Below are 21,817 nucleotides of genomic sequence, written 5' to 3' on the forward strand. Positions count from 1 at the left end.
TTAATTTACACTATATAAATTACAAAAAGGAGGCATTGATGGAAAAAACAGTTAATCAGCTGATTCCGATGGTCATAGAACAAACAGGAAGAGGAGAAAGAGCTTACGATATATACTCAAGACTTTTAAAAGACAGAATAATATTTTTAGGAACACCTATAGATGACAACATAGCAAATCTTATAATAGCACAGCTTCTCTTCCTTGAGGCTGAAGACCCAGAAAAAGACATCTATCTTTACATAAACAGCCCAGGTGGAGTTGTAACATCAGGGCTTGCCATATACGATACGATGCAGTACATTAAACCTGATGTGTGTACAATCTGCCTCGGACAAGCTGCAAGTATGGGAGCAGTTCTTCTTGCTGCCGGAGCGCCGGGAAAAAGATTTGCCCTTCCCCATTCAAGAATCATGATTCACCAACCTCTTGGTGGTTTTCAGGGACAAGCAAAAGACATTGAAATCCATGCAAAAGAGATACTGAAACTAAAGAAAATGCTTAACGAAATCCTTTCACAACATACAGGTCAATCTGTAAGAAAAATAGAAAAAGACACAGACAGAGACTTCTTTATGAGTGCCGAGGAAGCCAGAGAGTACGGCCTTATAGACAAAGTTCTTTACAAAAGAGGAGAATAGATGGTTGAAGGCAGATTTAAACTTAATACTGTAGAAGAAGCCATTGAAGATATAAAAAGCGGAAAAATGGTTATAGTTGTTGATGACCCGAACAGAGAAAACGAAGGTGACCTTGTTATGGCAGCAGAAAAGGTTACCCCAGAAGCTATAAACTTTATGGCAAAACACGGTAGAGGTTTAATCTGCCTTGCACTGACAGAGGAAAGATTTGAAGAACTCGGTATAGAAATGATGACACCAAAACCGACCGATCCAAAAGGCACAGCTTTTGGTATATCCATAGATGCCCATCCCAAATTTGGCACCACAACCGGCATTTCGGCTTACGACAGAGCAATAACCATAAAAAGAGCAATATCTAAAGATGCTAAACCTGAAGATTTTGTTAAACCGGGCCACATATTTCCCCTTCGTGCAAGAAATGGAGGAGTTTTAAAGCGCTCAGGACACACAGAAGCTGCCGTTGACCTTGCAAAGCTTGCAGGACTTTATCCGGCCGGTGTTATATGCGAAATTATGGATGAAGATGGAACGATGATGAGATTACCATCTCTTATGGAATATGCAAAAAAGCATAATCTTAAAATAATAAGCATTGCCGACCTTATTGAATACCGTATGAAAACAGACCGCCTTATAAAAAGGGAAGCAGAAGCTACCTTGCCAACAAAATACGGAACATGGAAAATTTACGCCTACACCAGCACCGTTGACAACAAAGAACATGTTGCCCTTGTAATGGGAGAAATTAACGAAAATGAACCGGTACTTGTAAGAGTTCATTCTGAATGTTTAACAGGAGATGTGTTTGGCTCTCTTAAGTGTGACTGCCAGTCACAACTTCACAAAGCTATGGAAATGATAGGAAAAGAAGGTAAAGGGGTAATCGTATATCTCAGGCAGGAAGGAAGGGGAATAGGACTTGTAAACAAAATAAAAGCGTATAATCTTCAGGATCACGGATTTGACACGGTAGAAGCAAATCTCAAGTTAGGATTTCCGCCAGATATGAGAAATTTTGGAATAGGAGCACAGATTTTAAGGGATTTAGGCGTTAAGAAAATGCGACTTTTAACAAACAACCCTAAAAAGCTTATAGGACTTGAAGGATATGGGCTTGAAATAGTTGAAAGGGTTCCTATAGAAGTCGGTATCTGTGAGCACAACATAAACTACATAAAAACAAAGAAAGAGAAACTTGGACATCTTATAAAGCACATTAAAAATAACCAGTAGCTTATCTTCCTCCAGCACCGCCACCGCCAAATCCGCCACCAGCTCCGAAACTGCCTCCTCCACCTGAAGAATTAGCAGAAAGGGAAGATATTCCCCTGCCTATTCCATAGTATAGACCTCCAAAGCCTGTCCGAAGTATCCGCTCTTCCCTGATTTCAGGTATAGAAACCTTAAGCTCTTCCATCACCTTTTCAACCTTATCAGCAACACCAAGGGCAGTAGCGTAAACAAGCCACTCTTTCCAGATTGAAATATCTGAAGGAGCATACTTTTTCATCATTACAAAATTTGAAAGAAAGTTTTTAAAACCTTCCCACAAAAGTTTCTCCCTATACCTATCTTCTTTCCATCTTCCAAGAACCTGCGGAGGTAAAATCAGAAAAATCAGAAGCTGAAAAAACAAAATTCCACAGTGAACCAGAACTTTATAAATATCAATCAACGGATTTGCCAAAATCAGGTTAATGACAACAAAAAAGAGTAAAAAAGCCATCACAAAAACTGCAACAGTTTTAAAAACGGTATAACCTTTCAAATCAAGATAGTTATAAATCAGCAGACCATCTTTCCATCCTAAAATAGCATCAAACCGACTTTTAATCTTTCTAAGAGTGGAAATATCCTTTTTATCAATTAAATCTTGGATTTTTTTGTTCAGGTTTTCAAAGTCAAGAATTCTGCTATCATTTATTTTTTCTGAAAAATCTGTCAAGAAAGAGAGAACAGCTTTTTCATAAGGATCTTCTGTCCTGCCAGATAACACTTTTACCACAACTTTTCCGTCTTTCTCAGCCAAATCAATAAATCCTCTTCTTTTTAAATCAAGTAACGTTGCATAAAAACCGTTTTCATCACATGATGTAGCATCACCTGAAAAAAGAAGATTAACAAGATAGGGCTTTTTACCTTTATCGGGAATAAAGCTTACAAATTCAGGAATTGTTGTAGAAAACTCTCTTCCAAAATACCAGTAGTAAACAACCATCCCGAAAGGAAAAAGTAACGAAAATAGAAACAGAAGTTTATCCATTCCTTTCAAAAAAAGAAGAGAAAAATTCCTGTTGGAACTTTCAGCTAAAGAAACAACATCTGAAACTTTTCTGTAAAAGCCGGCTACACGATTCTTTAAAATCATCTCCACTTCTACAAGAGAGTTATCCGGTGAAGTTCCCGAGATAAAATATCCATCTGCAGTTTCTTCTATCGTATAATCAACCATGTGAACATATAACTTTTTAATAAAACTCTCAGGATCCTTAATAAAGATTTTCACTTTCGGATAGAAAATATGAGAATCAGCAAGTTTTAAATTGATGTGAGTATATTTTCCATCACTTTCAACAGGAGGGAAAATGCTATAAAAAGCAGATAAAGAATAATTCCCTTTACTAAATTTCTTTAAGTCGGTATTTACAATACCTATCTCATTATCAAAAGCCCTATTTTTACAATAGTCTGCAACAGTTTTATCAGAAATTTTTAAGTAAACTCTGTGTTTATAATCAACAACATACCACAAGCCCTCACTTTTAAGAGACTGAAGCGAAATAAACGGAAACTCAACCTCTTCTTTCAGGAAAACAAGAGGAACCTTCCAGTTCCTGAACAACATTGAATATTTTCCGCCTTTCCTTACATTAAAATCAAAAGTTTCTTGAAGAGAAACTGTTTTATTAATGGTTAAAACTGCAGTGTAATCTGCGGTTAAAGGTGAAAACAAAAGCCTTAAATCAATAAAATTCAGAAAAATAAGGAAAAAAGAGATAACAACTGAAATAAAAAATCTTTTCTTCTCCTCCATCACTCTCCAGAAAACAATTTACCAGGAAGTTTTTGGGCGCTTTTCTATCTCTTCTTCAAATTCAAGATAGGAAAGCTTTCTAAAACCAAAAATAGATGCTACAAGATTTGAAGGAAACATATCAATTTTTGTGTTCATCTCTTGAACGATATTGTTATATGTATATCTATGGCGGGATATTTCATTCTCAATATCCTGAATAGCCTGAGTTAACTCAAGAACAACCGTTGATGTTTTAAGTTCTGGATAGTTCTCAACAGCAACATTAATGGCTCCCATAAGCCCTCTTGCTTCCTTTTCTATCCGAGAAATCTCCTCCGGAGTTTTTGCCCCTACTATGCCGCTCCTTAACGCTGCGATTTTCTCAAAGGTCTCTTTTTCAAACTTAGCATGACTTTTAACAGTATCCACAAGCTGAGAAATCATATCAAGGCGCTTTTTAAGAGCAACCTTTATCTGACCCAGTGTAGCTTCAGCCCCGTTTTTCAACTGCTGAAATCTGTTATAGGTTGAAATAAGATAAAGAAAAACAAAAGCGATAATGACCAAAACGGCAATTCTTATCATCATAACCTCACAAATGTGTTATATTGAAAGTATAACACCAAAACAATAAAGGAGATAGAAATGGGTGTTGAATTTGAACTTAAAGAACTTTTAACAGAAAAGAAACTTACACTTGCAACTGCAGAAAGCTGCACAGGAGGACTTGTTGCAGCAAGGATAGTAAATGTTCCAGGAAGCTCTGAATACTTTATGGGAGGAATTGTTGCCTACGATAACAGCATAAAGATGAAAGTCCTTAATGTATCAGCAGAAACCCTTCTAAAGTATGGAGCAGTAAGTGAACAAACAGCGAAAGAGATGGTTAAAAATGTAAAAAAACTGCTTAATACAAACTGCGGAATTTCCACTACAGGAATAGCAGGACCAGCAGGAGGAAGTAACGAAAAACCTGTTGGACTGGTCTATATAGGTGTATCTGTAAACGAAAAAACAGAAATTTACAGGTTTATTTTTAAAGATAAACACTCAGACCCGGTTAAAAGAAGAAACAGAATAAGAAAAAAAGCAGCAAAAAAAGCGATAAAACTTTTAGTATCAATGCTTAAGGAAGAGAAAAATGGCTAAGGTTATACTTGCCCTTGGAACAAACTTAGGAAATAGAAAAGAAAACTTAAAAAAAGCAATAATCTCAATAAGCAGATTTGCAGGGAAAGTTTTAAAAGAAACAGAGATCCTTGAAACAAAACCGTTTGGAATAACCAACCAGCCATATTTTTTAAATCAGGGCATTCTAATAGAAACATATCATCCACCACTCCTGCTTTTAAAAATTTTAAAAGAGATAGAAAAGAGAAACGGCAGATTTAAAACATTCAGATGGGGACCAAGAACTATAGATATAGATATTTTAATTTACGATGATTTAGCTATAAAAACCACCCAATTACAAATCCCACACCCAGGAATAGAAAACAGAGATTTCTTCCAGAGAATTATTAATGATTTTAAGAGCACGGGGGAATGATTCTTCCCCCGCAACATCCTCAGTTATTTTTTCTTACACTTGCTTGCTTTTAAAACCTTTTCAGTAGCTTCTTTTAAATCCTTACCAGGCTTGAAGTCTGGTACCAGTTTTGGTGGAACTTTAACTTCTTTCCCTGTTTTTGGATTTCTTGCCACTCTGGCAGCTCTTTCTTTCATAAGGAAAGTTCCGAAACCTCTGATTTCAACTTTATCACCCTTTTTAAGGGTTTCTGTTACAACTTCAAGAAACGCATTAAGAGCTGCCTCTGCGTCCTTCTTCCTTAAACTTGCCTTCTCGGCAATTGCGCTGATAAGTTCACTTTTTGTCATACCGCTCCCTCCATACTAAGTATTTGTCCCACTGTCCTTTAAGAGTGAAAATACTATTTCTATTTTTTTATGTCAAGAGATAAAGACCAGATTATGTAAGTTTTTTTAATAAATTCTGCAATTTTTTCTCAACTTCATCAATTTTTTCACTTTTTATAAGAATAACCTTCTCTCTGTTTAATAATCCCTTAATCACTTCAAAAGATGACTTTGAAATTTTAAGCTCTTTTGACAAAAGATTAATTACACTATCATTGGCTTTTCCATTTTCAGGAGGAGCAGTAACTTTAACTTTCAGTTTGCCGTTTTCCACTTTAACTATTCTATTCATTTTCGCTTTTGGCTGAACCTTCAATTCCAGTGTCAGACAATTCTGACTTCTGTTTATCTTTATCATCAGGCTTTATCTCCTCAAATATTCTGGTTAACTCAATAATCGTTAACTTAAGTTTATTTGCAAACCTTTTCTGAATATTTTTCAAATTCTCTATCTCTAACTGAAGCTGCTTTTTTTCATCTTCAAGCCTTTTCTTTTCAAGTTTAACTTCTTCAAGCTTTTTATCAATCTCCTGTTTCAACTCTCTTAAAATCTTTTCCTTTTTTGCCTCTGCAGTAGAATTCTTTAAAAGTTCTATTTTATTAAGGAGATTTTGAAATTCATTTGCCACTTCTATTAAAAACGCATCCACCTCATCAGGATTGTAGCCAAAAACTTTTTTTGAAAATTCCTTTGTTCTTATATCTCGCGGTTTAATTTTTAATTCTTCATTTTTCATGATTTAAAACCCTCTTCTAATAAAATTATCTATCAACTGCAAAATTATTATAGCAATTAAGGGACTTATATCTATGCCGCCTATCGGAGGAATAATATTTCTAATAGGTTCAAGAAAATTATCCGTAATCTCTATTATTTTATCAGCAAATTTCGATCTATTAGCCGGAGGAATCCATGTAAATACAGCACCTATTATTATAAACCATATAAGAAACTGAATAATATAATGCAAAAATTCTCTTACCATTACAGTTTCTCCTTTAAAAGATTAACTATCTTTTCAAGTGCTTTTCCTCTATGGCTTATTTTGTTTTTTTCATAAATATCATACTCAGCAAGGGTTCTTGTATCTCCATCAGGAATAAACACAGGATCATAGCCAAAGCCTTTCTCTCCACGTGGTTCAACAATAACTTTCCCTTTAAGCTCCCCTTCACTCCAGAATCCCTTTAAATCAGGAAAAGTTATCATCATAAAACATTTAAACGCCGCCGGTGACTCTTTTAAACCTTTCTTTTTTAAAAGTGCAATAAGCTTTTGAAGATTCTGCTCATCCGTTGCATTTTCGCCGGCAAACCTTGAAGAGTGAACCCCCGGTAATCCTCCGAGGGCTTCCACCTCAAGCCCGGAATCATCAGAAAGAACAGGAAGATTTAAATAAGTAGCATAAAAGGAAGATTTTTGATAAACATTTTCTATAAATGTATTGCCCGTCTCTGGAGCTTCTGGAACATCAAAGTCAGCTATAGATAAGACTTCCAACCCTAATTCACTGAGCCTGGCTTTTATCTCTTTTACTTTACCTTTATTTTTACTTGCTATAACAAGCTTTTCCATCTTACCACCCTTTAATTTATTATTCAATTGAAATCTCTTCTATCTGAAAAGTATCTCCCATTATCATTTCTGCTATTTTTTCAAATCTGCTATTTAAATCACTAACAAGTATTTTAACCTTTCCCTCTCCATCCTTTTTTAAATTTCCGTTCATAACTTTAGCTGTCATTTTAACAGTTTCTTCAGCAGAATCCACAAGAGAAACCCCTTCCAGAACCTTTTGAATCAAATCTTTTATCAACGGATAATGTGTACACCCAAGAACAAGCGTATCAATATTTTTATCTTTAAGGTAAGAAAGATACCTCTTTGCCACTTCAAAAGTGATACTGTCATCTATCCATCCTTCCTCTATAAGAGGGACAAAAAGGGGACAGGATTTTTCAAAAACATTTACAAAAGGATCTATTGATAGAATCTCTCTCCTATAAGAACCACTATTTATCGTTGCTTCAGTTCCTATAATTCCAATATTTTTAGAACGTGTTGCTTTAACAGCTGCAACAGCCCCAGGCTTTACAACTCCTACAACAGGTACATCAAACTCTCTATTTAAAATATCAAGAGCAACAGAGGAAGAAGTGTTACATGCTACAACTATAAGCTTCACATTAAATCTTTCTAAAAGCCTTGAATTTTCAATGCTGTATCTTATAACGGTTCTTTCAGACTTTGTCCCATAAGGAACCCTTGCAGTATCACCAAAATAGATATAGTTTTCGCCAGGATACATATCTCTAAAAGCCTTTAATACAGTTAAACCACCAACTCCAGAATCAAATATCCCTATAGGACGATTTTTACTCATCTATTAAGTTCCCTTTACAATATAATAATTATGAGTTACTTTTAAATGTAAGACTCTATTAAAACTGTTAATTAGGAGTAAAATTGAGAAGTTGTAATGAAATTATAGAAAAGATTAAAGAATACAGAAACAATTTTGATGAAAAAATCATTGAAAAAGCGTACAACTACGCAAAAGAGAAACATGAAGGACAGTTTAGAAAGTCTGGAGAACCATACTTCTCTCATCCAGCAGAAGTAGCATACATACTTGCAGAACTTAAAATGGACATCCAGACGATAGTAGCCGGATTACTTCACGATGTTGTTGAAGATACAGACGCAACAATTGAAGAGATAGAAAAACTTTTTGGAAAAGAGATTGCATTCATAGTTGCCGGAGTAACAAAACTTGAACAGTATCAATTTTCAAGTAAAGAAGAAAGAAATGCAGAAAGTTTCAGAAAACTGCTCATATCTCTCTCTGAAGACATAAGAGTATTGATAGTTAAGCTTGCTGATAGACTTCACAACATGAGAACACTGGATGGAAGAAGTCCTAACGGACAGAAAAGAACCGCTAATGAAACTTTAACAATATATGCTCCTCTTGCAAACCGACTCGGTCTTTACAAAATAAAAAACGAACTTGAAGACTTATCCCTTAAATACCTTGAACCTGAAATTTACAAAGAGATAGAGGAAAAGCTTAAGAAAAAGAAAAAGGTTATAAGCACATACCTTTCTGAAATAATAGAAACTGTTAAAAAGAAATTGAAAGAAAATGGAATAGAAGGCACAGTTCAATGGCGTTTTAAGCACATTTACGGCATTTACAACAAAATGGTAAAAAAAGGAATTCCTTTTGAAGAGATATACGACATTGCAGGTATAAGAATTATCACAGACACAGTTCCCAACTGTTATGTAATTGCCGGGATAATCCACAGTCTATGGATGCCTGTCCCAGGAAGGTTAAAAGATTATATAGCAGTTCCAAAACCAAATATGTACCAATCTTTACATACAACAGTTGTTGGTCCAAGAGGACAGTTTATAGAGTTTCAAATAAGAACATGGAAAATGCATCAGGTAGCAGAAATGGGAATAGCAGCTCACTGGAAGTATAAAGAGGGAGGAGGAAAACTTTCTGAATCAGAAAGAGAAAGATTTTTGTGGCTCAGAAATCTTCTTGAATGGGTTAAAGAGGAAAAAGATACAAAAGAGTTTATGGAAAATGTTAAAAGCGACCTTTATGAAGAAGATATATACGTTTTCACACCTAAAGGAGACCTTAAAACCCTTCCCAAAGGAGCAACCCCTGTAGATTTTGCATACTCAATTCACACAAGCATAGGACACAGATGTATAGGAGCTAAAGTTAACGGTAAACTTGTTTCCTTAAACCACATTTTAAAAAGTGGTGACAAGGTAGAAATAATAACAGGAAATAATGAAAATCCTAAAAGAGACTGGCTTACATTTGTCAAAACCTCAAAAGCAAGAACGGCAATAAAATCTTTTATTAAAAAACAGGAAAACGAACGGGCTAAAAAATTAGGTGAAAGCATATTAGAAAAGTATCTGCGTAAATATATAGGAAAAGGAATTAACTACCTTTACGAAAACGATTTTTCTGCTCAACTTAAATCTTTAGGATACAGCAATATTGAGTATGCCATTGTAGATGTAGGATTCGGAAAGCTTGACGGAGAAAAACTTGTAAGAAGACTTTTAAACATACAGGAAGAACAGGAGAAAAAAAGAAAAACTTCTGTAAAAAAAGAGGACGCCGATATAATTATTGACGGTATTGAAAACATACTTGTTAATCTTGGTAAATGCTGCAATCCACTACCTGGAGATGAAGTTATAGGTGTTGTTACAAAAGGAAGAGGTATTGTTGTTCATACGATAAACTGCGTAGTAGCACAGCAGATAATGGAAAGTTCTCCAGGAAGAATACTTACAGTAAACTTTAAACCATCAGACAAACTGTATCAGGCAAAAATAAGAGTATTTATAGAAGACAGGCCGGGAATGCTTGCAGCTGTTTCATCAAAAATAGGAGACACAAAAACAAACATAATCGGAGCATACACAAGAACGATTGGAGGAAGGGCTATACTTGACTTTACAGTTCAAGTTAAAGACAAAACTCAACTTGAAAAGGTCATGAACGCAATAAAAATGACAAAAGGTGTCCTTAACGTAAAAAGAATACGGAGAGAAAAAGTTAAGATAAGATAGTGGAGGCGGCGGGCGGATTTGAACCGCCGAATAAGGGATTTGCAGTCCCCTGCCTTGCCACTTGGCTACGCCGCCATACTCTGGAGCGGGCGACGGGACTTGAACCCGCGACCTAAACCTTGGCAAGGTTTCGCTCTACCAACTGAGCTACGCCCGCATCAACAAATTATATTATACAAAAATCCCCTATGGTGCGGGAGGAGGGAGTCGAACCCTCACGCCACAAGGACACTGGATCCTAAGTCCAGCGCGTCTGCCAGTTCCGCCACTCCCGCTTAAGTGGGGTGGGAGACGGGACTTGAACCCGCGACCGCCGGGGCCACAACCCGGCGCTCCACCGACTGAGCTACTCCCACCATAAAACTGAAAAATAAAAATGGCTGGGGCGGCAGGATTCGAACCTGCGAATGGCGGATCCAAAGTCCGCTGCCTTACCGCTTGGCTACGCCCCAACTAAATTGCAGAAAGAAATTTAACCCACCAGCCTTTTCTTTGCAAGGGGGTAATATCTATTTTTTCTTTTTTACCTTTATCTAAAACCGCAAACAAACTTGAACCACTACCGCTCATAATAACTCTTGTTTCAACTGAATCTTCTATTGTTTTTTTAACTTCCATAACTTTTCTCACACAATCAGCCTGTGAAAGTTCAAGATCGTTCCACATATTTTTTCTCAAAGTTTTATAATCTCTTTTCATGAGAGGAATAAGAATCAATCTCTCAGCATCCTCTATTTCCATATTTCTATTTAAAGGTGGAAGATTTTTATAAACTTCTGCTGTAGAGCAGAATATATTAGGAAATACAAGCAAAATATCAAAATTCTGACTTCCATAAAATGTAAGTTTTTCCCCTCTCTGGCAACCTATGGCAAGCCCACCTTTTATAAAAAACGCAACATCAGAACCTATTTCAGAAGCCATCTCTACAAGCTTTTCATCATCAACAGGAAAATCGTAAAGTTGATTCAAACCTTTAAGAACAACAGCAGCATTTGAACTTCCACCACCAAGACCTGCACCTACAGGAATTTTCTTATCAAGTGTAATACTCACTTTAGGTTTTATCCCTGTATGTTTATAAAAGACATCACACGCCTTTATAATAAGATTATCTCCACCAGCCGGAACAGAAGTTGAACCTGCAACATTAAGCTCAAGATGTCCAGAACGCTGAATTGATATATAATCAAAAAGATTTATAGTATGAAAAACTGTTAATATATTATGGTAGCCGTCTTCTCTTTTTCCGTTAACCCATAGGGATAGATTAATTTTAGCTGGAGATGGTAGTATTATTTTCATAATATAGATTATAACACTTTAGAACTTAACAGGAGAAAAGAATGATACCTGTAATTTTCAAATGGTTTGTGATACTCATGGTTATCTTTGCCACATTTCTTCTTGTTCTTATGGCGGTAGGGACAACAGTAAGAGGTATGCGGGAAAGAAAAAAGACGAAAGAGAGGAAAAATAGTTGTACGCAGAAGTAGCCCTTAACATACCAATTGATAAAACATTTGTTTACAGGGTACCGGAAAATCTTGTTGAAAAGCTTGAGAAAGGGAAAAGGGTTATTGTTCCGTTTGGAAGGAAAGACTTTTTAAAAACAGGAATAATCACAGATATTAAAGAAAAAACCGAAGTTAATCCCTCCTTCATTAAAGAAATCTTTGATATTCCTGATTCCTTTCCGCTTTTTACAGAAAACACATTGAAACTTGCAGAAGAAATAGCTAAAAGATATGCTTCAGGAATTGGAGAAACCCTTTTTTTCTTCCTTCCATCAGGTTTTATTATTGATGAATCAACCTACATATACCTGATAAAAGACGAGAAAGTAAAGGGAAAAACGGAAAGAGATATATTAAACTTCCTGAAAGAGAAAAAAGGGAAAGTAAAGTTAGTTACACTCAACAGAAGAATTAAAGGTTCAGTCTACCAAGCAGTTAAAAACCTGATACGAAAAGGATTAATCGGAAAAGAGGAGGCTATCACATACCCATCACTTCCATCAAAAAAATTTGTCTCACTTCTAAAAGAAGAAACTGTAAGAGGAGCAAAAGAGAAACTTCTAATAGAACTCTTAAAAGAAAAAAAAGAGATAAGTGTTGACGAAATAAAAAAATCAGGAATTAAAAGCCATACCATAAAAAGATTACAGGAAAAAGGCATTATAGAAATTTTTGAAAAAGAAATACTTTTAGACATAAAGAAACAGGAACTTGAAGATAAAAGAAAAATAACCCTGACATCAGACCAAAAAAAAGCGTTTGAAAAAATAACCAACGGAAAAAATGAAACATTTCTTCTATACGGAGTAACAGGTTCAGGAAAGATGGAAGTCTATTTAAACGCTGCAAGGGAAATTGTAAACAGAGGTAAAAGTGTTCTCATTCTCGTTCCAGAACTACTTCTTACACCAGAACTGCGAGCAAGAGTTGAAAGTTATTTTGGAGAAAACATTGCAGTTTTTCACAGTAAGCTAAGCAAAAAAGAACTTACTTCCCAGTGGATAAAGGCTATCAAAGGTACTACAAAAGTTTTTATAGGAACAAGAATGGCACTTATGCTTCCCATAAAAGATTTAGGACTTATCGTTGTTGATGAAGAACAGGATGTCTCATATAAGGAGCAGCAGAAACCCCTTTACCACGCAAGAGATATGGCAATTAAACGGGGAAAAATTGAAAACTGTCCTGTAGTGCTTGTTTCTGCTACACCGTCAGTTGAAAGTTACTATAAAGGAATAACTGGAGAATACATACCCCTTGAACTTAAAAAACGAATTTCAGAGATTCCACTGCCCTACATAAAGGTTGTAAATCTTTCAGAAGAAAAAAAAGTGGGAATATTTTCCCAACCACTTATAACAGCAATCAAAAATACCATTAAAAAAGGAGAACAGGTTCTCCTTTTTATAAACAGACGGGGTTTTTTCTCATCCGGTTTTTGTCCTGAATGCGGTTTTGTAGCTGAGTGTAACGACTGTGCAGTTCCTCTTGTTTATCACAAAAGTGTAAAAAAACTTATCTGCCATATATGCGGCAAAACCTACAAACCTGTTTACAGATGCCCGAAGTGTAAAACAAAACTTGAATTTAAAGGATACGGTACCGAAAGGGTAGAGGAAGAAGCAAAAGTTCTGTTTCCAGAAGGAAAAATAATAAGACTTGACCAGGACAGCGTAAAAGACCCTATAAGAGGAGCAAAACTTATATCGGACATTAAAAAAGGAAAATACAACATAATTATAGGAACGCAAATAGCAAGCAAAGGACACAATTTTCCAAAATTAACCCTTGTGGCCGTTCTACTTGCTGACGTTGGCTACCTTTTACCAGACTTTCGTTCCTCCGAAAGAGTATTCCAGACAATAGTTCATACCACAGGAAGGGCTGGAAGATTTAAACCTGGAGCTGCTATTGTTCAAGCATTTGAACCTGAAAATCCAGCTGTAAAATATGCTAGAGAATACAGGTTTGAGCTGTTTTATAAAGAGGAGATAGAAGCAAGAAAGATATTTAACTATCCACCTTTCTCTTTTCCGGTTCTCTTAGAATTTCAACTTGAAAGAAGTTCAAAGTTTAAAACTGTAGAATCAAAATTCAATGTTTTAAAAGAAAAATTATCTCCTTACTTCAACGTTCCTCCTCTCACACCTGCTCCAATACCAAAAATAGCAGGAAGATACAGATTTACTTCCTTTTTAAGAGCATCTTCAGAAGAAAATCTAATAAAAGGGGTCAATCTGTTAAAAAATGAAATGCAACTATTATTTAAAGGAATCAGATATAAAATAGACGTTGAACCGGTATATCTTCTTTAAAACTTGAAGTTTACACAAAATAAAAATAGTTTTAAAACTGAATAGGAAAAATCAAGGAGATAAGATGACCTGCAGATACTGTTCAGGTACAGGATGGGTTATAGTAGAAAGTGACAATATAAAACAGGCAAGAAGATGTAAATGTCAGTTTGAAACACTAAAAAAGGAATTCTTAAAAACTTCCGGCATTCCGCGCAGGTTTAGAAAGTGTAAATTTTCAAATTTTAAACCTGAAACAGTTTCTCAAAAGGTTGCATTAAAGGAGTGCAAAGAATTTTTCAAACTCTATCCATTTACCGACAGGGGAATAGTCCTTTACGGAGAACCAGGTGTGGGTAAAACCCACCTTGTGGTAGCACTGTTAAGAAATATTATTGAATATAAAGGTTTAAAAGGAAAATTTGTAGATTTTAGAAATCTCCTGATAGATATAAAAACAACCTTTGATACCAGAGAATCATCTCAAAAACTCCTTTCAGATATTATGGATATACCGCTACTTATCCTTGATGATGTTGGTGCTGAAAGAACCACAGACTGGGCAAAAGATATACTATCAACAATCATAAATTATAGATACACAAAAAATTTGCCTACAATAATCACAACAAATCTTATGTTTGATTCTCCCCTTGACAACAGCTTTGCATCACGGTTTGACGATAGAACTGAGTCAAGAATATATGAAATGTGCAAAATAGTGAGGGTAGAGGGTGATGACTACAGAAAAAAGAAAGCTTAAGTATAAAAATATAGGAGTAATCTCAAATCCTACCAAGAAAGATGCACACAAAGGAGTTGAAAAGGTCATTTCCATTTTAATTAAAAATGGAGTAACTGTCTGGACCGAAGAGGAAACTGCCGTTCTTCTTCCTGAAAATTTAAGAAAAAAGGTAAAAGTTATAGACAGAACATGTCTTCCTGATAAAATTGAAATTATGATAGTGTTAGGGGGAGATGGAACTTTCCTTAACGTTGCAAGACTCATAGATAAAAAACCCGTCCCCCTTCTTGGAGTAAACTTTGGCACCCTGGGCTTTTTAACAGAACTTTCCATGGATGAAATTGAAAAAAGCATTGAAAAACTTCTCACAGGAAAATTTATAGTTGAAAACAGACCTGTAATCAGGGTAAAATTAACCAGAAAAAATGGCCACATAGCAATCTATAGATGTGTCAACGAAGTTGTTATTAAAAGGGATACACTGGCAAGGATAATAGAAGTAGAACTAAAAGCAAACGGAAAGTTTGTCAGTGTTTTCAGAGGAGATGGACTAATAGTTGCAACTCCAACAGGTTCAACTGCTTACTCTCTGTCAGCTGGAGGACCTATAATAATGCCAACACTGAGCGCAATGCTCATCACCCCTATCTGTCCCCATACTCTTACAATGAGGCCACTTGTGATAGATGGAAATATCGTTTTAACTGCACAGCTTAAAACAACAAGTGAAACGGTTATGGTTATTTTTGACGGACAGGAAGGAATAGAGCTTAGAAAAGGAGACAGACTTGACATAGCAAAATCTCCCTATGACCTTCTAATTTTAAGAGACCCTGATAAATCTTACTACCAAACACTCAGAGAAAAGCTTAACTGGGGATAAAAATGGGAAAATTTTTCTTTCTTCTGCTGGCCATTCTGATACCATTTAAAAGCTTTGCAGGTGAAATTAAAACACCTGAAAGTGCTCAGTTTTACAAAAATAAAATATACGTTTCAAACATCGGCAATCTGCCACCAAATAAAAAAGACGGAGACGGTTTTATAGCTGTACTAAACAGTAAAGGAAAGTTTAAAAAAATTCTAACAAAAGGTTTGAATGCACCTAAAGGAATAACATTTGTTAAGGATAAACTGTATGTTACAGATATAGATACAGTAGTTGTTATAGATATAAATAGTGGGAAAATAATAAAAAAGATACCTATAGAAGGAGCCAGATTTTTAAACGATATAACAGCAAACAGGGAAGCACTGTTTGTTTCTGATACCCAGATAAACACAATCTTTAAAATACCACTATCAACCTTAAAACCTGAAATCTTTGTAAAATCATACAAACTTAAAGGCCCTAACGGTTTAGCTTTTAACCAAAATGGTGAACTTATCTGTGTTTCATGGAACAGCGGTGATATTTTAAAAGTTTCAAAAGAAAAAATAGAAAAGATAGGGCACATCAAAGGTAATCTTGATGGTTTAGTTATTGAAGAAAATGGAAACTTAATAGTTTCCGATTTTAAAAACGGGAAAATTTATGAGATAAGAAATGGAAAAACAAAACTGTTAATAGAAAACCTAATAACTCCCGCAGATATAGGTTATAATAAAGGAAAACTTGCAATTCCAGAATTTTTTGCAAATAAGATTATTATCAAAAAGGTAAATTAAGCCATGTGTGATGAAAAAAAGATAATAGTACTTACAGGACTTTCCGGCGGCGGAAAATCAACTGCTGCAAAATACCTTGAAGACCTTGAGTTTTACTGTATAGATAATATTCCTCCTGACCTGATTCCAAATCTTTTTCATCTCATAAATGAAAATCCTGAAATCCAAAAAGCTGCTCTTGTACTTGACATAAGAAACCCAAAGTTTAGACATGCAATTGAAAACATACTTAACAACCTTAAAAATAGAAACGTTGAAATATGGTTTCTTAAAGCTGATGAAAATACCCTTATAAAAAGGTTCAGCGAAACAAGAAGACCACATCCACTTCAACGATATGAGAAAGATAAAAGTTTACAGGAACTGATAGAAAAAGAAATAGAATATCTTAAACCTGTAGAAGAAAAAGCTTCTGTTGTAATAGACACATCAAAATTGACCCCACACCAGCTAAAACAGTACATAAGAGAGCTAATCAGCGGTGGAAAAATAACATTTACAATCACATTTCTCTCTTTCGGATTCAAATACGGCATACCTCAAACAGCAGACAATGTATTTGACGTAAGATTCCTTCCCAATCCCCATTTTATTCCAGAACTTAGACCAAAAACAGGTATGGATAAAGAAGTAAAAGAGTTCATTTTAAAATTTCCAGAAACAGTCTCGTTTATTGAAAAGTTAAAAGACATTGTCCTTTTCACAATACCTCATTACGAAAAGGAAGGAAAAAGTTATCTTACATTTGCCATCGGATGCACCGGTGGTCAGCACCGTTCCGTTGCAATTGCAGAACTTTTAGCAGAATCAGCAGCAGATGAATATCCCGAACACGAAATTTATATAGAACATAGAGAACAAAAGATAAGAAAAAAAGTAAATAAATCACTTAACTGAGGTAATTATTTACTTTACCACAAATCTTATATAACAATAATCATCATATCTTTTTTTACTAACATTTAAATACTTGACTTTAAAATTGATAAAGTTTCTGAAAAAGTAATTTTTTTTATAGTTCATTTCGCTTCTTGGTACAATAAAATATCCAATATCATTTATCTCAACTTCAGGTATAAAAATTTCACTATCCTTTTTCACAGGGACTATAAGTTTTCCTCTATATTCACAATCATACGTGTAATACTTTCCGTCTATTAAAAATTTAAGTTTCACTTTCCTTTTTTTAATAGATTTAAGAAATTTATCTATTTGTCGCTTATTTAAAACAGTATCTAAGTTTTCTATTTTAAAACCGTAAAACTTTAAAAATTCCGCTACTGCAAAGGATGTATTATATATCTGTCTCCATAAATCAAGCTGTTTTGAACTTTCAATCGTATATACGGGAAAACCGCTTTTTAATACCCAGGCACTGAAATCGTTCATCTCAGATTTCACATTTTTTGAAAATGTATTAAGGACTTTAATTGAATAATCTCTATATCTGTATTTATTATTAGAATTGATAGATTGAAGAACCTTTTTTGCAACTGGATATAAAATTAGATTTTTATATCTCTTTTCATCTATAACAATGCTATTTCCCCATCTTTTTTTATTAATTACTGAATAACCCCAGGCTACATGCAAAGATAAAACAACATCAGGTTTAAAATCTCTTATTTCCTTTCTAATAAATTCTATCTTTCTAAACACATTGTCAGGCAGGTTTAAAACATTCTGCTTTGAAAAACTAAATTTATCATTTATATCTCCAACTCCGTCAAGATATCTGTAAGTCTTAACCACTGATTTAATGTTCAAAAAAGGTAAAAATTTAATATCTCCATTTTTAACTTTTAAAGTTTTATAAAGGTAAACAGCACTTAAATAACCACCAATTTCATCACCATGAGCCCCCGAAATCACAAATGCTTTAGGAGAATTTGTTATCTTTTTTTCATAAGTTTTAGGAACATAAGATGGTAAATGCAGCGTAGCAGAAAAAAGTAGAGGAACTACAAAGAAAAAAACTACTTTAATAAGTTTTCCTAACTTTATGTCCTTCATCTTAAATCAGATAAAAGATTAAAATTATTACATATCTTTAAAATTCTACCCGCCAGTTCTTTTCCTGTTAATCCCAACTTTTCCCTTAAAAGACTCTGCTCACCGTGCTCTATAAACATATCAGGAACACCTATATTAAAAATCCTGCCATCATACCAGCTGGCCAGAAACTCATTTACTGCACTACCTAACCCGCCTTTTACCGTATTTTCCTCCACAGTAACTATAATTTTATGTCCCTTTGCAAGCTCAGTTAACATTACTTCATCTATAGGCTTAATAAACCTTGCATTCACTATAGTGGGTTCTATTCCCGTTTCTTTTAAAAGTTTTTCAGCTTCAAGAACCTGATAAACCTCCCATCCTGTAGCAATAATTAAAATTTCCCCTCCCTTCTTTAAAATTTCCCATGTTCCTATAGGTATCTCTTTAAATTCTCTTTCTATATCAACCCCAACAGCAGCTCCCCGTGGATACCTTATAGCAAAAGGTAAATCTGATTTTATCGCCGTATATAAAAGATTTCTAAGCTCATTTTCATCTTTTGGTGCTGAAACAACCACATTTGGAACAATTCTCATATAAGAAAGGTCAAAGACACCATGGTGAGTCGGCCCATCCTCACCAACTATTCCTCCCCTATCAATTGCAAAAACAACAGGGAGCTCTTGCAGTGCAACATCGTGAATAATCTGGTCATAAGCTCTCTGTAAAAATGTTGAATATATTGCAACCACTGGTTTTAATCCTTTCTTTGCAAGACCAGCTGCAAACGTTACTGCATGCTGCTCGGCTATCCCAACATCAAAATAACGCTCCGGAAATTTCTCTCTAAACTTATCAAGACCTGTACCAGTTGGCATTGCAGCTGTAATAGCCACTATATTTTCTTCTTTTTCTGCAAGCTCTATAAGCACCTCAGAAAATATCGATGTCCATTTAGGTATCTTTTTTTCTACTAATACAGTTTTCTTCTTCCCTGATACACCGTGAAACTTTTCAGGATTCTCTTCAGCCGGTTTATAACCCTTCCCCTTTTTGGTTATAACATGAACAAGAGTTGGCCCCTTCATTTTTGAAACATTCTCTAACACAGGAATAAGAGTATCAAGATTATGGCCATCAACAGGACCTATATATCTGAATCCAAGCTCTTCAAAAAGCATACCGGGAGGGAAAAGACCCTTAACTATTAAATCTTCAAATCTTTTAAACTTCTTATAAACCCTTTCACCAAATATCTTTTTTGAAACGTATTCAAAATGGCCCTTTGCCTTTCTAAGCCACTCATCTGTTGTAACCTTTATAAGATAGTTTGCCATAGCTCCTATATTGGGAGAAATAGACATTCTATTATCATTAAGAATAACTATCAAATCCTCTCCAAGCTGGCCTGCATTGTTCAAGCCCTCATAAGCTTCACCAGCTGTTAAAGCTCCATCACCTATAACAGCAACAACCTTTCCATCTTCTCCCTTTAAACGTTTTGCAACCTTAATCCCAAGAGCAGCCGATATAGAAATACTGCTATGACCTGCTCCAAAAGCGTCATAAACACTCTCTTTAATGGAAGGAAAACCGGAAATACCTTTATACTGCCTTAAAGTTGGAAATTTATCTTTTCTTCCTGTCAATATTTTGTAAGGATAAGCCTGATGGCCTACATCCCACACTATCTCATCTTCAGGAGGTGAAAAAACCTTCAGTAAAGCTAAAGTAAGTTCAACAACACCAAGAGAAGATGCAAGATGCCCACCGGTCTTAGTTACAACATCAACTATAAAGGTTCGTAGCTCATCGGCTAACTGCTTAAGTTCATTAACCGAAAGCTTTTTTAAATCATCAGGAGAGTTTATTCTATCAAGTAACAATAAAATTCCTCCAAAACAGACAAATCTTAAATTATTATAACTTATATTTTAGAACTCTCTTTCAACTATGAAACGGGCAATTTTCTCAAGCGGCTCTCTTTTTTCTTTTTTAAACAGTTTTAAAGATTCAATAGCTTCATCTATAGCTTTAACAGCTTCTTTTTTTGCACCTTCAACTCCAAAAATTGTAACAAACGTAACCTTATTATTCTCTAAATCGGAACCAACTTTCTTACCAAGCTTACTCTCATCTCCTACAACATCAAGAACATCGTCAACTATCTGAAAAGCGTAACCTATAAGCTCACCGTATCTTCTCAAAGCTTTTAGACTCTCTTTATTCGCACCGCCTACAACAGCACCAGAGACAACAGAAGCTGTAATAAGCGCTCCTGTTTTATGTTTATGAATATACTTTAGTTCATCAAGTGAAACATCACTTCTTCCTTCAGCTTCCATATCACACTGCTGTCCTAAAACCATACCTCTCATCCCGGCAGCTTTTCCTATCTCTTTCATAACTTCAATTTTTATCTCTGGAGAGAAATCCCACTCAGCTAAAATTTCAAAAGCCCTGTTAAGTAAAGCATCGCCGGCAAGAATGGCTGTAGCTTCATCAAACTTTTTCCACGTTGTGGGATGTCCTCTCCTTAATTCATCATTATCCATTGCCGGAAGGTCATCATGAATAAGAGAATAGGTATGAATCATCTCCAGAGCAACTGCAACAGGAACAGCATCGTCAAGCTTTCCACCTGCAATTTCACACCCTGCAAGGCAAAGAATAGGACGAAGTCTCTTACCACCAACAGTTAAAGAGTATTCAACAGCCTCATATAGTTTAGTCCCATAAGCAGGTTTATCAGGTAAAAAGTTGTAAATTATTCCATCTATAAATTCTTTACGCTCTTTAAGATACTGTTTTAACTCCATACTTTTTCTCCTCACCTCTAATCAGCCTGATTATATTCTTATAGTGTTTCACTATTATTACAAATCCAGCAAGAGCAACATAAATATAAATATCGGAGGAAGAAACCAGAAATTTAAAAGCTATAACATAAGAAGCAACAGCAGTAATGGAACTTAAAGAAACATATCTTGTGATGAAAAAAACCAACATAAAAACCGCAACGGCTATTCCTGCACAAACTGGAGAAATTACAGCAAAAGCTCCTATTCCGGTTGCAACACCTTTACCGCCTTTAAACCCAAGAAAAGGGGAAAAGCAGTGGCCAAGAACAGCAAAAAGTGCTGCCATAAGCTGAAACTTTAATGGTAATCCTGCATACTTTACAGTAAGTACAGGAATAGCTCCTTTTAAAGCATCAAGAATTAAAACGATAAGACCGATTTTCTTACCAAGAACTCTTGAAACATTTGTTGCTCCTATGTTTCCACTTCCGTACTTCCTAACATCAACACCTTTTAATTTACCTATAACATATCCAAAAGGAATTGAACCAGAAAGAAATGAAAAAACAACTATAAGAACAGTTAAAAGAGATTTATCCATAATT

Annotated in this window: 24 protein-coding genes and 5 tRNA genes; 11 read left to right on the forward strand and 18 right to left on the reverse strand. The window is 35.1% G+C overall.

Annotated elements, in window-relative coordinates; genetic code table 11:
* The first annotated feature begins 38 nt into the window (after positions 1-38).
* Positions 39-641: an ATP-dependent Clp endopeptidase proteolytic subunit ClpP gene (gene clpP, locus CHB58_RS04500; RefSeq protein WP_089322920.1), complete on the forward strand. Its 603-nt coding sequence runs from the start codon at positions 39-41 to the stop codon at positions 639-641.
* Positions 642-1,877, forward strand: coding sequence for a bifunctional 3,4-dihydroxy-2-butanone-4-phosphate synthase/GTP cyclohydrolase II (locus tag CHB58_RS04505; RefSeq protein ID WP_089322921.1), 1,236 nt, complete (start codon positions 642-644; stop codon positions 1,875-1,877).
* A gap of 1 nt (position 1,878) precedes the next feature.
* Here the strand turns inward: CHB58_RS04505 and CHB58_RS04510 are convergent, their stop codons facing one another.
* Both CHB58_RS04510 and CHB58_RS04515 read right to left on the reverse strand, forming a co-directional pair.
* Positions 1,879-3,678 carry a DUF2207 family protein gene (locus CHB58_RS04510; protein ID WP_089322922.1) on the reverse strand — a complete coding sequence of 600 codons (1,800 nt, stop codon included), beginning with the start codon at positions 3,676-3,678 and terminating at the stop codon, positions 1,879-1,881.
* Positions 3,679-3,696: 18 nt separating this feature from the next.
* Positions 3,697-4,245 (reverse strand): LemA family protein, encoded by a 549-nt coding sequence (locus tag CHB58_RS04515; protein ID WP_219350078.1) that lies wholly within the window; start codon positions 4,243-4,245, stop codon positions 3,697-3,699.
* Between the two features lie 60 nt (positions 4,246-4,305).
* Between CHB58_RS04515 and CHB58_RS04520 the strand changes: the two genes are divergently transcribed.
* Together CHB58_RS04520 and folK are read left to right on the forward strand one after the other, a co-directional pair.
* Positions 4,306-4,809, forward strand: a complete 504-nt coding sequence (locus CHB58_RS04520) for a CinA family protein (RefSeq protein WP_089322924.1) — start codon at positions 4,306-4,308, stop codon at positions 4,807-4,809.
* Positions 4,802-5,209 (forward strand): 2-amino-4-hydroxy-6-hydroxymethyldihydropteridine diphosphokinase, encoded by a 408-nt coding sequence (gene folK, locus CHB58_RS04525; protein WP_089322925.1) that lies wholly within the window; start codon positions 4,802-4,804, stop codon positions 5,207-5,209. The genes CHB58_RS04520 and folK overlap by 8 nt, the downstream gene beginning before the upstream one ends.
* A gap of 23 nt (positions 5,210-5,232) precedes the next feature.
* On the opposite strand, the gene CHB58_RS04530 is transcribed toward folK, so the two are convergent.
* The 6 genes from CHB58_RS04530 to murI all read right to left on the reverse strand — a co-directional run bounded on the left by CHB58_RS04530 (position 5,233) and on the right by murI (position 7,961).
* The gene (locus CHB58_RS04530; protein ID WP_089322926.1) at positions 5,233-5,538 is read right to left on the reverse strand and encodes an HU family DNA-binding protein; all 306 of its coding nucleotides are present in this window, start codon (positions 5,536-5,538) and stop codon (positions 5,233-5,235) included.
* 91 nt (positions 5,539-5,629) lie between these two features.
* The gene (locus CHB58_RS04535; RefSeq protein ID WP_219350079.1) at positions 5,630-5,869 is read right to left on the reverse strand and encodes a DUF167 domain-containing protein; all 240 of its coding nucleotides are present in this window, start codon (positions 5,867-5,869) and stop codon (positions 5,630-5,632) included.
* A complete protein-coding gene (locus CHB58_RS04540; protein WP_089322928.1) occupies positions 5,862-6,314 on the reverse strand; it encodes a DivIVA domain-containing protein in 453 nt (150 codons plus the stop codon). The genes CHB58_RS04535 and CHB58_RS04540 overlap by 8 nt, the downstream gene beginning before the upstream one ends.
* Positions 6,315-6,317: 3 nt before the next feature.
* Positions 6,318-6,563, reverse strand: a complete 246-nt coding sequence (locus tag CHB58_RS04545; protein ID WP_089322929.1) for a YggT family protein — start codon at positions 6,561-6,563, stop codon at positions 6,318-6,320.
* On the reverse strand, positions 6,563-7,153 hold the full coding sequence (gene rdgB, locus CHB58_RS04550) for an RdgB/HAM1 family non-canonical purine NTP pyrophosphatase (protein WP_089323037.1): 591 nt from the start codon (positions 7,151-7,153) through the stop codon (positions 6,563-6,565). Before rdgB ends, CHB58_RS04545 begins: the two co-directional genes overlap by 1 nt.
* 19 nt (positions 7,154-7,172) lie before the next feature.
* Positions 7,173-7,961 (reverse strand): glutamate racemase, encoded by a 789-nt coding sequence (gene murI / locus CHB58_RS04555; protein ID WP_089322930.1) that lies wholly within the window; start codon positions 7,959-7,961, stop codon positions 7,173-7,175.
* Positions 7,962-8,044: 83 nt separating this feature from the next.
* Between murI and CHB58_RS04560 the strand changes: the two genes are divergently transcribed.
* Positions 8,045-10,189: a RelA/SpoT family protein gene (locus CHB58_RS04560; protein WP_089322931.1), complete on the forward strand. Its 2,145-nt coding sequence runs from the start codon at positions 8,045-8,047 to the stop codon at positions 10,187-10,189.
* On the opposite strand, the gene CHB58_RS04565 is transcribed toward CHB58_RS04560, so the two are convergent.
* The 6 genes from CHB58_RS04565 to ispE all read right to left on the reverse strand — a co-directional run bounded on the left by CHB58_RS04565 (position 10,190) and on the right by ispE (position 11,494).
* Positions 10,190-10,264: transfer RNA gene (locus CHB58_RS04565), tRNA-Cys, on the reverse strand.
* 6 nt (positions 10,265-10,270) lie between these two features.
* A tRNA-Gly gene (locus tag CHB58_RS04570) sits at positions 10,271-10,346 on the reverse strand.
* A gap of 32 nt (positions 10,347-10,378) precedes the next feature.
* Positions 10,379-10,464: transfer RNA gene (locus tag CHB58_RS04575), tRNA-Leu, on the reverse strand.
* A gap of 5 nt (positions 10,465-10,469) precedes the next feature.
* Positions 10,470-10,545, reverse strand: a tRNA-His gene (locus CHB58_RS04580).
* 21 nt (positions 10,546-10,566) lie between these two features.
* A tRNA-Gln gene (locus tag CHB58_RS04585) sits at positions 10,567-10,641 on the reverse strand.
* A 1-nt stretch (position 10,642) separates the two neighbouring features.
* Positions 10,643-11,494 carry a 4-(cytidine 5'-diphospho)-2-C-methyl-D-erythritol kinase gene (ispE, locus tag CHB58_RS04590; RefSeq protein WP_089322932.1) on the reverse strand — a complete coding sequence of 284 codons (852 nt, stop codon included), beginning with the start codon at positions 11,492-11,494 and terminating at the stop codon, positions 10,643-10,645.
* Positions 11,495-11,535: 41 nt separating this feature from the next.
* Between ispE and CHB58_RS09050 the strand changes: the two genes are divergently transcribed.
* The 6 genes from CHB58_RS09050 to rapZ all read left to right on the forward strand — a co-directional run bounded on the left by CHB58_RS09050 (position 11,536) and on the right by rapZ (position 17,310).
* A complete protein-coding gene (locus CHB58_RS09050) occupies positions 11,536-11,685 on the forward strand; it encodes a hypothetical protein (protein ID WP_180706434.1) in 150 nt (49 codons plus the stop codon).
* On the forward strand, positions 11,670-14,021 hold the full coding sequence (gene priA, locus CHB58_RS04595) for a replication restart helicase PriA (RefSeq protein ID WP_089322933.1): 2,352 nt from the start codon (positions 11,670-11,672) through the stop codon (positions 14,019-14,021). The genes CHB58_RS09050 and priA overlap by 16 nt, the downstream gene beginning before the upstream one ends.
* A 64-nt stretch (positions 14,022-14,085) precedes the next feature.
* Positions 14,086-14,763 (forward strand): ATP-binding protein, encoded by a 678-nt coding sequence (locus CHB58_RS04600; RefSeq protein WP_089322934.1) that lies wholly within the window; start codon positions 14,086-14,088, stop codon positions 14,761-14,763.
* Positions 14,738-15,628, forward strand: a complete 891-nt coding sequence (locus CHB58_RS04605) for an NAD(+)/NADH kinase (RefSeq protein ID WP_089322935.1) — start codon at positions 14,738-14,740, stop codon at positions 15,626-15,628. The genes CHB58_RS04600 and CHB58_RS04605 overlap by 26 nt, the downstream gene beginning before the upstream one ends.
* 2 nt (positions 15,629-15,630) lie before the next feature.
* Entirely contained in the window at positions 15,631-16,413 is a 783-nt protein-coding gene (locus CHB58_RS04610) for an NHL repeat-containing protein (RefSeq protein ID WP_089322936.1), read from the forward strand.
* A 3-nt stretch (positions 16,414-16,416) separates the two neighbouring features.
* Positions 16,417-17,310 carry an RNase adapter RapZ gene (rapZ, locus tag CHB58_RS04615; RefSeq protein ID WP_089322937.1) on the forward strand — a complete coding sequence of 298 codons (894 nt, stop codon included), beginning with the start codon at positions 16,417-16,419 and terminating at the stop codon, positions 17,308-17,310.
* Positions 17,311-17,319: 9 nt separating this feature from the next.
* Here the strand turns inward: rapZ and CHB58_RS04620 are convergent, their stop codons facing one another.
* From CHB58_RS04620 to plsY, 4 genes are read right to left on the reverse strand one after another with little or no spacing between them, the layout of a single operon-like run.
* A complete protein-coding gene (locus CHB58_RS04620; RefSeq protein ID WP_089322938.1) occupies positions 17,320-18,426 on the reverse strand; it encodes a M14/M99 family metallopeptidase in 1,107 nt (368 codons plus the stop codon).
* Positions 18,423-20,297, reverse strand: coding sequence for a 1-deoxy-D-xylulose-5-phosphate synthase (gene dxs / locus CHB58_RS04625; protein WP_089322939.1), 1,875 nt, complete (start codon positions 20,295-20,297; stop codon positions 18,423-18,425). Before dxs ends, CHB58_RS04620 begins: the two co-directional genes overlap by 4 nt.
* Before the next feature lie 48 nt (positions 20,298-20,345).
* Entirely contained in the window at positions 20,346-21,230 is an 885-nt protein-coding gene (locus CHB58_RS04630; RefSeq protein ID WP_089322940.1) for a polyprenyl synthetase family protein, read from the reverse strand.
* Complete coding sequence (gene plsY / locus CHB58_RS04635; protein ID WP_089322941.1) at positions 21,208-21,813, reverse strand: glycerol-3-phosphate 1-O-acyltransferase PlsY; 606 nt, start codon at positions 21,811-21,813, stop codon at positions 21,208-21,210. The genes CHB58_RS04630 and plsY overlap by 23 nt, the downstream gene beginning before the upstream one ends.
* Positions 21,814-21,817 lie beyond the last annotated feature (4 nt).

Origin of the sequence: Desulfurobacterium atlanticum (assembly GCF_900188395.1) — a bacterium.
GTDB lineage: Bacteria > Aquificota > Aquificia > Desulfurobacteriales > Desulfurobacteriaceae > Desulfurobacterium_A > Desulfurobacterium_A atlanticum.

Excerpts from the sequence above, each read along its gene's own strand:
- plsY (WP_089322941.1), bottom strand. The coding sequence starts at position 21,813 with ATGGATAAATCTCTTTTAACTGTTCTTATAGTTGTTTTTTCATTTCTT.
- CHB58_RS04520 (WP_089322924.1), top strand. The coding sequence starts at position 4,306 with ATGGGTGTTGAATTTGAACTTAAAGAACTTTTAACAGAAAAGAAACTT.
- CHB58_RS04515 (WP_219350078.1), bottom strand. The coding sequence starts at position 4,245 with ATGATAAGAATTGCCGTTTTGGTCATTATCGCTTTTGTTTTTCTTTAT.
- CHB58_RS04505 (WP_089322921.1), top strand. The coding sequence starts at position 642 with ATGGTTGAAGGCAGATTTAAACTTAATACTGTAGAAGAAGCCATTGAA.
- rdgB (WP_089323037.1), bottom strand. The coding sequence starts at position 7,153 with ATGGAAAAGCTTGTTATAGCAAGTAAAAATAAAGGTAAAGTAAAAGAG.
- murI (WP_089322930.1), bottom strand. The coding sequence starts at position 7,961 with ATGAGTAAAAATCGTCCTATAGGGATATTTGATTCTGGAGTTGGTGGT.
- CHB58_RS04605 (WP_089322935.1), top strand. The coding sequence starts at position 14,738 with ATGACTACAGAAAAAAGAAAGCTTAAGTATAAAAATATAGGAGTAATC.
- CHB58_RS04600 (WP_089322934.1), top strand. The coding sequence starts at position 14,086 with ATGACCTGCAGATACTGTTCAGGTACAGGATGGGTTATAGTAGAAAGT.
- CHB58_RS04610 (WP_089322936.1), top strand. The coding sequence starts at position 15,631 with ATGGGAAAATTTTTCTTTCTTCTGCTGGCCATTCTGATACCATTTAAA.
- CHB58_RS04545 (WP_089322929.1), bottom strand. The coding sequence starts at position 6,563 with ATGGTAAGAGAATTTTTGCATTATATTATTCAGTTTCTTATATGGTTT.
- CHB58_RS04530 (WP_089322926.1), bottom strand. The coding sequence starts at position 5,538 with ATGACAAAAAGTGAACTTATCAGCGCAATTGCCGAGAAGGCAAGTTTA.
- CHB58_RS04540 (WP_089322928.1), bottom strand. The coding sequence starts at position 6,314 with ATGAAAAATGAAGAATTAAAAATTAAACCGCGAGATATAAGAACAAAG.
- rapZ (WP_089322937.1), top strand. The coding sequence starts at position 16,417 with ATGTGTGATGAAAAAAAGATAATAGTACTTACAGGACTTTCCGGCGGC.
- CHB58_RS04620 (WP_089322938.1), bottom strand. The coding sequence starts at position 18,426 with ATGAAGGACATAAAGTTAGGAAAACTTATTAAAGTAGTTTTTTTCTTT.
- ispE (WP_089322932.1), bottom strand. The coding sequence starts at position 11,494 with ATGAAAATAATACTACCATCTCCAGCTAAAATTAATCTATCCCTATGG.
- folK (WP_089322925.1), top strand. The coding sequence starts at position 4,802 with ATGGCTAAGGTTATACTTGCCCTTGGAACAAACTTAGGAAATAGAAAA.
- CHB58_RS04535 (WP_219350079.1), bottom strand. The coding sequence starts at position 5,869 with ATGAATAGAATAGTTAAAGTGGAAAACGGCAAACTGAAAGTTAAAGTT.
- CHB58_RS04510 (WP_089322922.1), bottom strand. The coding sequence starts at position 3,678 with ATGGAGGAGAAGAAAAGATTTTTTATTTCAGTTGTTATCTCTTTTTTC.
- clpP (WP_089322920.1), top strand. The coding sequence starts at position 39 with ATGGAAAAAACAGTTAATCAGCTGATTCCGATGGTCATAGAACAAACA.
- CHB58_RS09050 (WP_180706434.1), top strand. The coding sequence starts at position 11,536 with ATGATACCTGTAATTTTCAAATGGTTTGTGATACTCATGGTTATCTTT.
- CHB58_RS04630 (WP_089322940.1), bottom strand. The coding sequence starts at position 21,230 with ATGGAGTTAAAACAGTATCTTAAAGAGCGTAAAGAATTTATAGATGGA.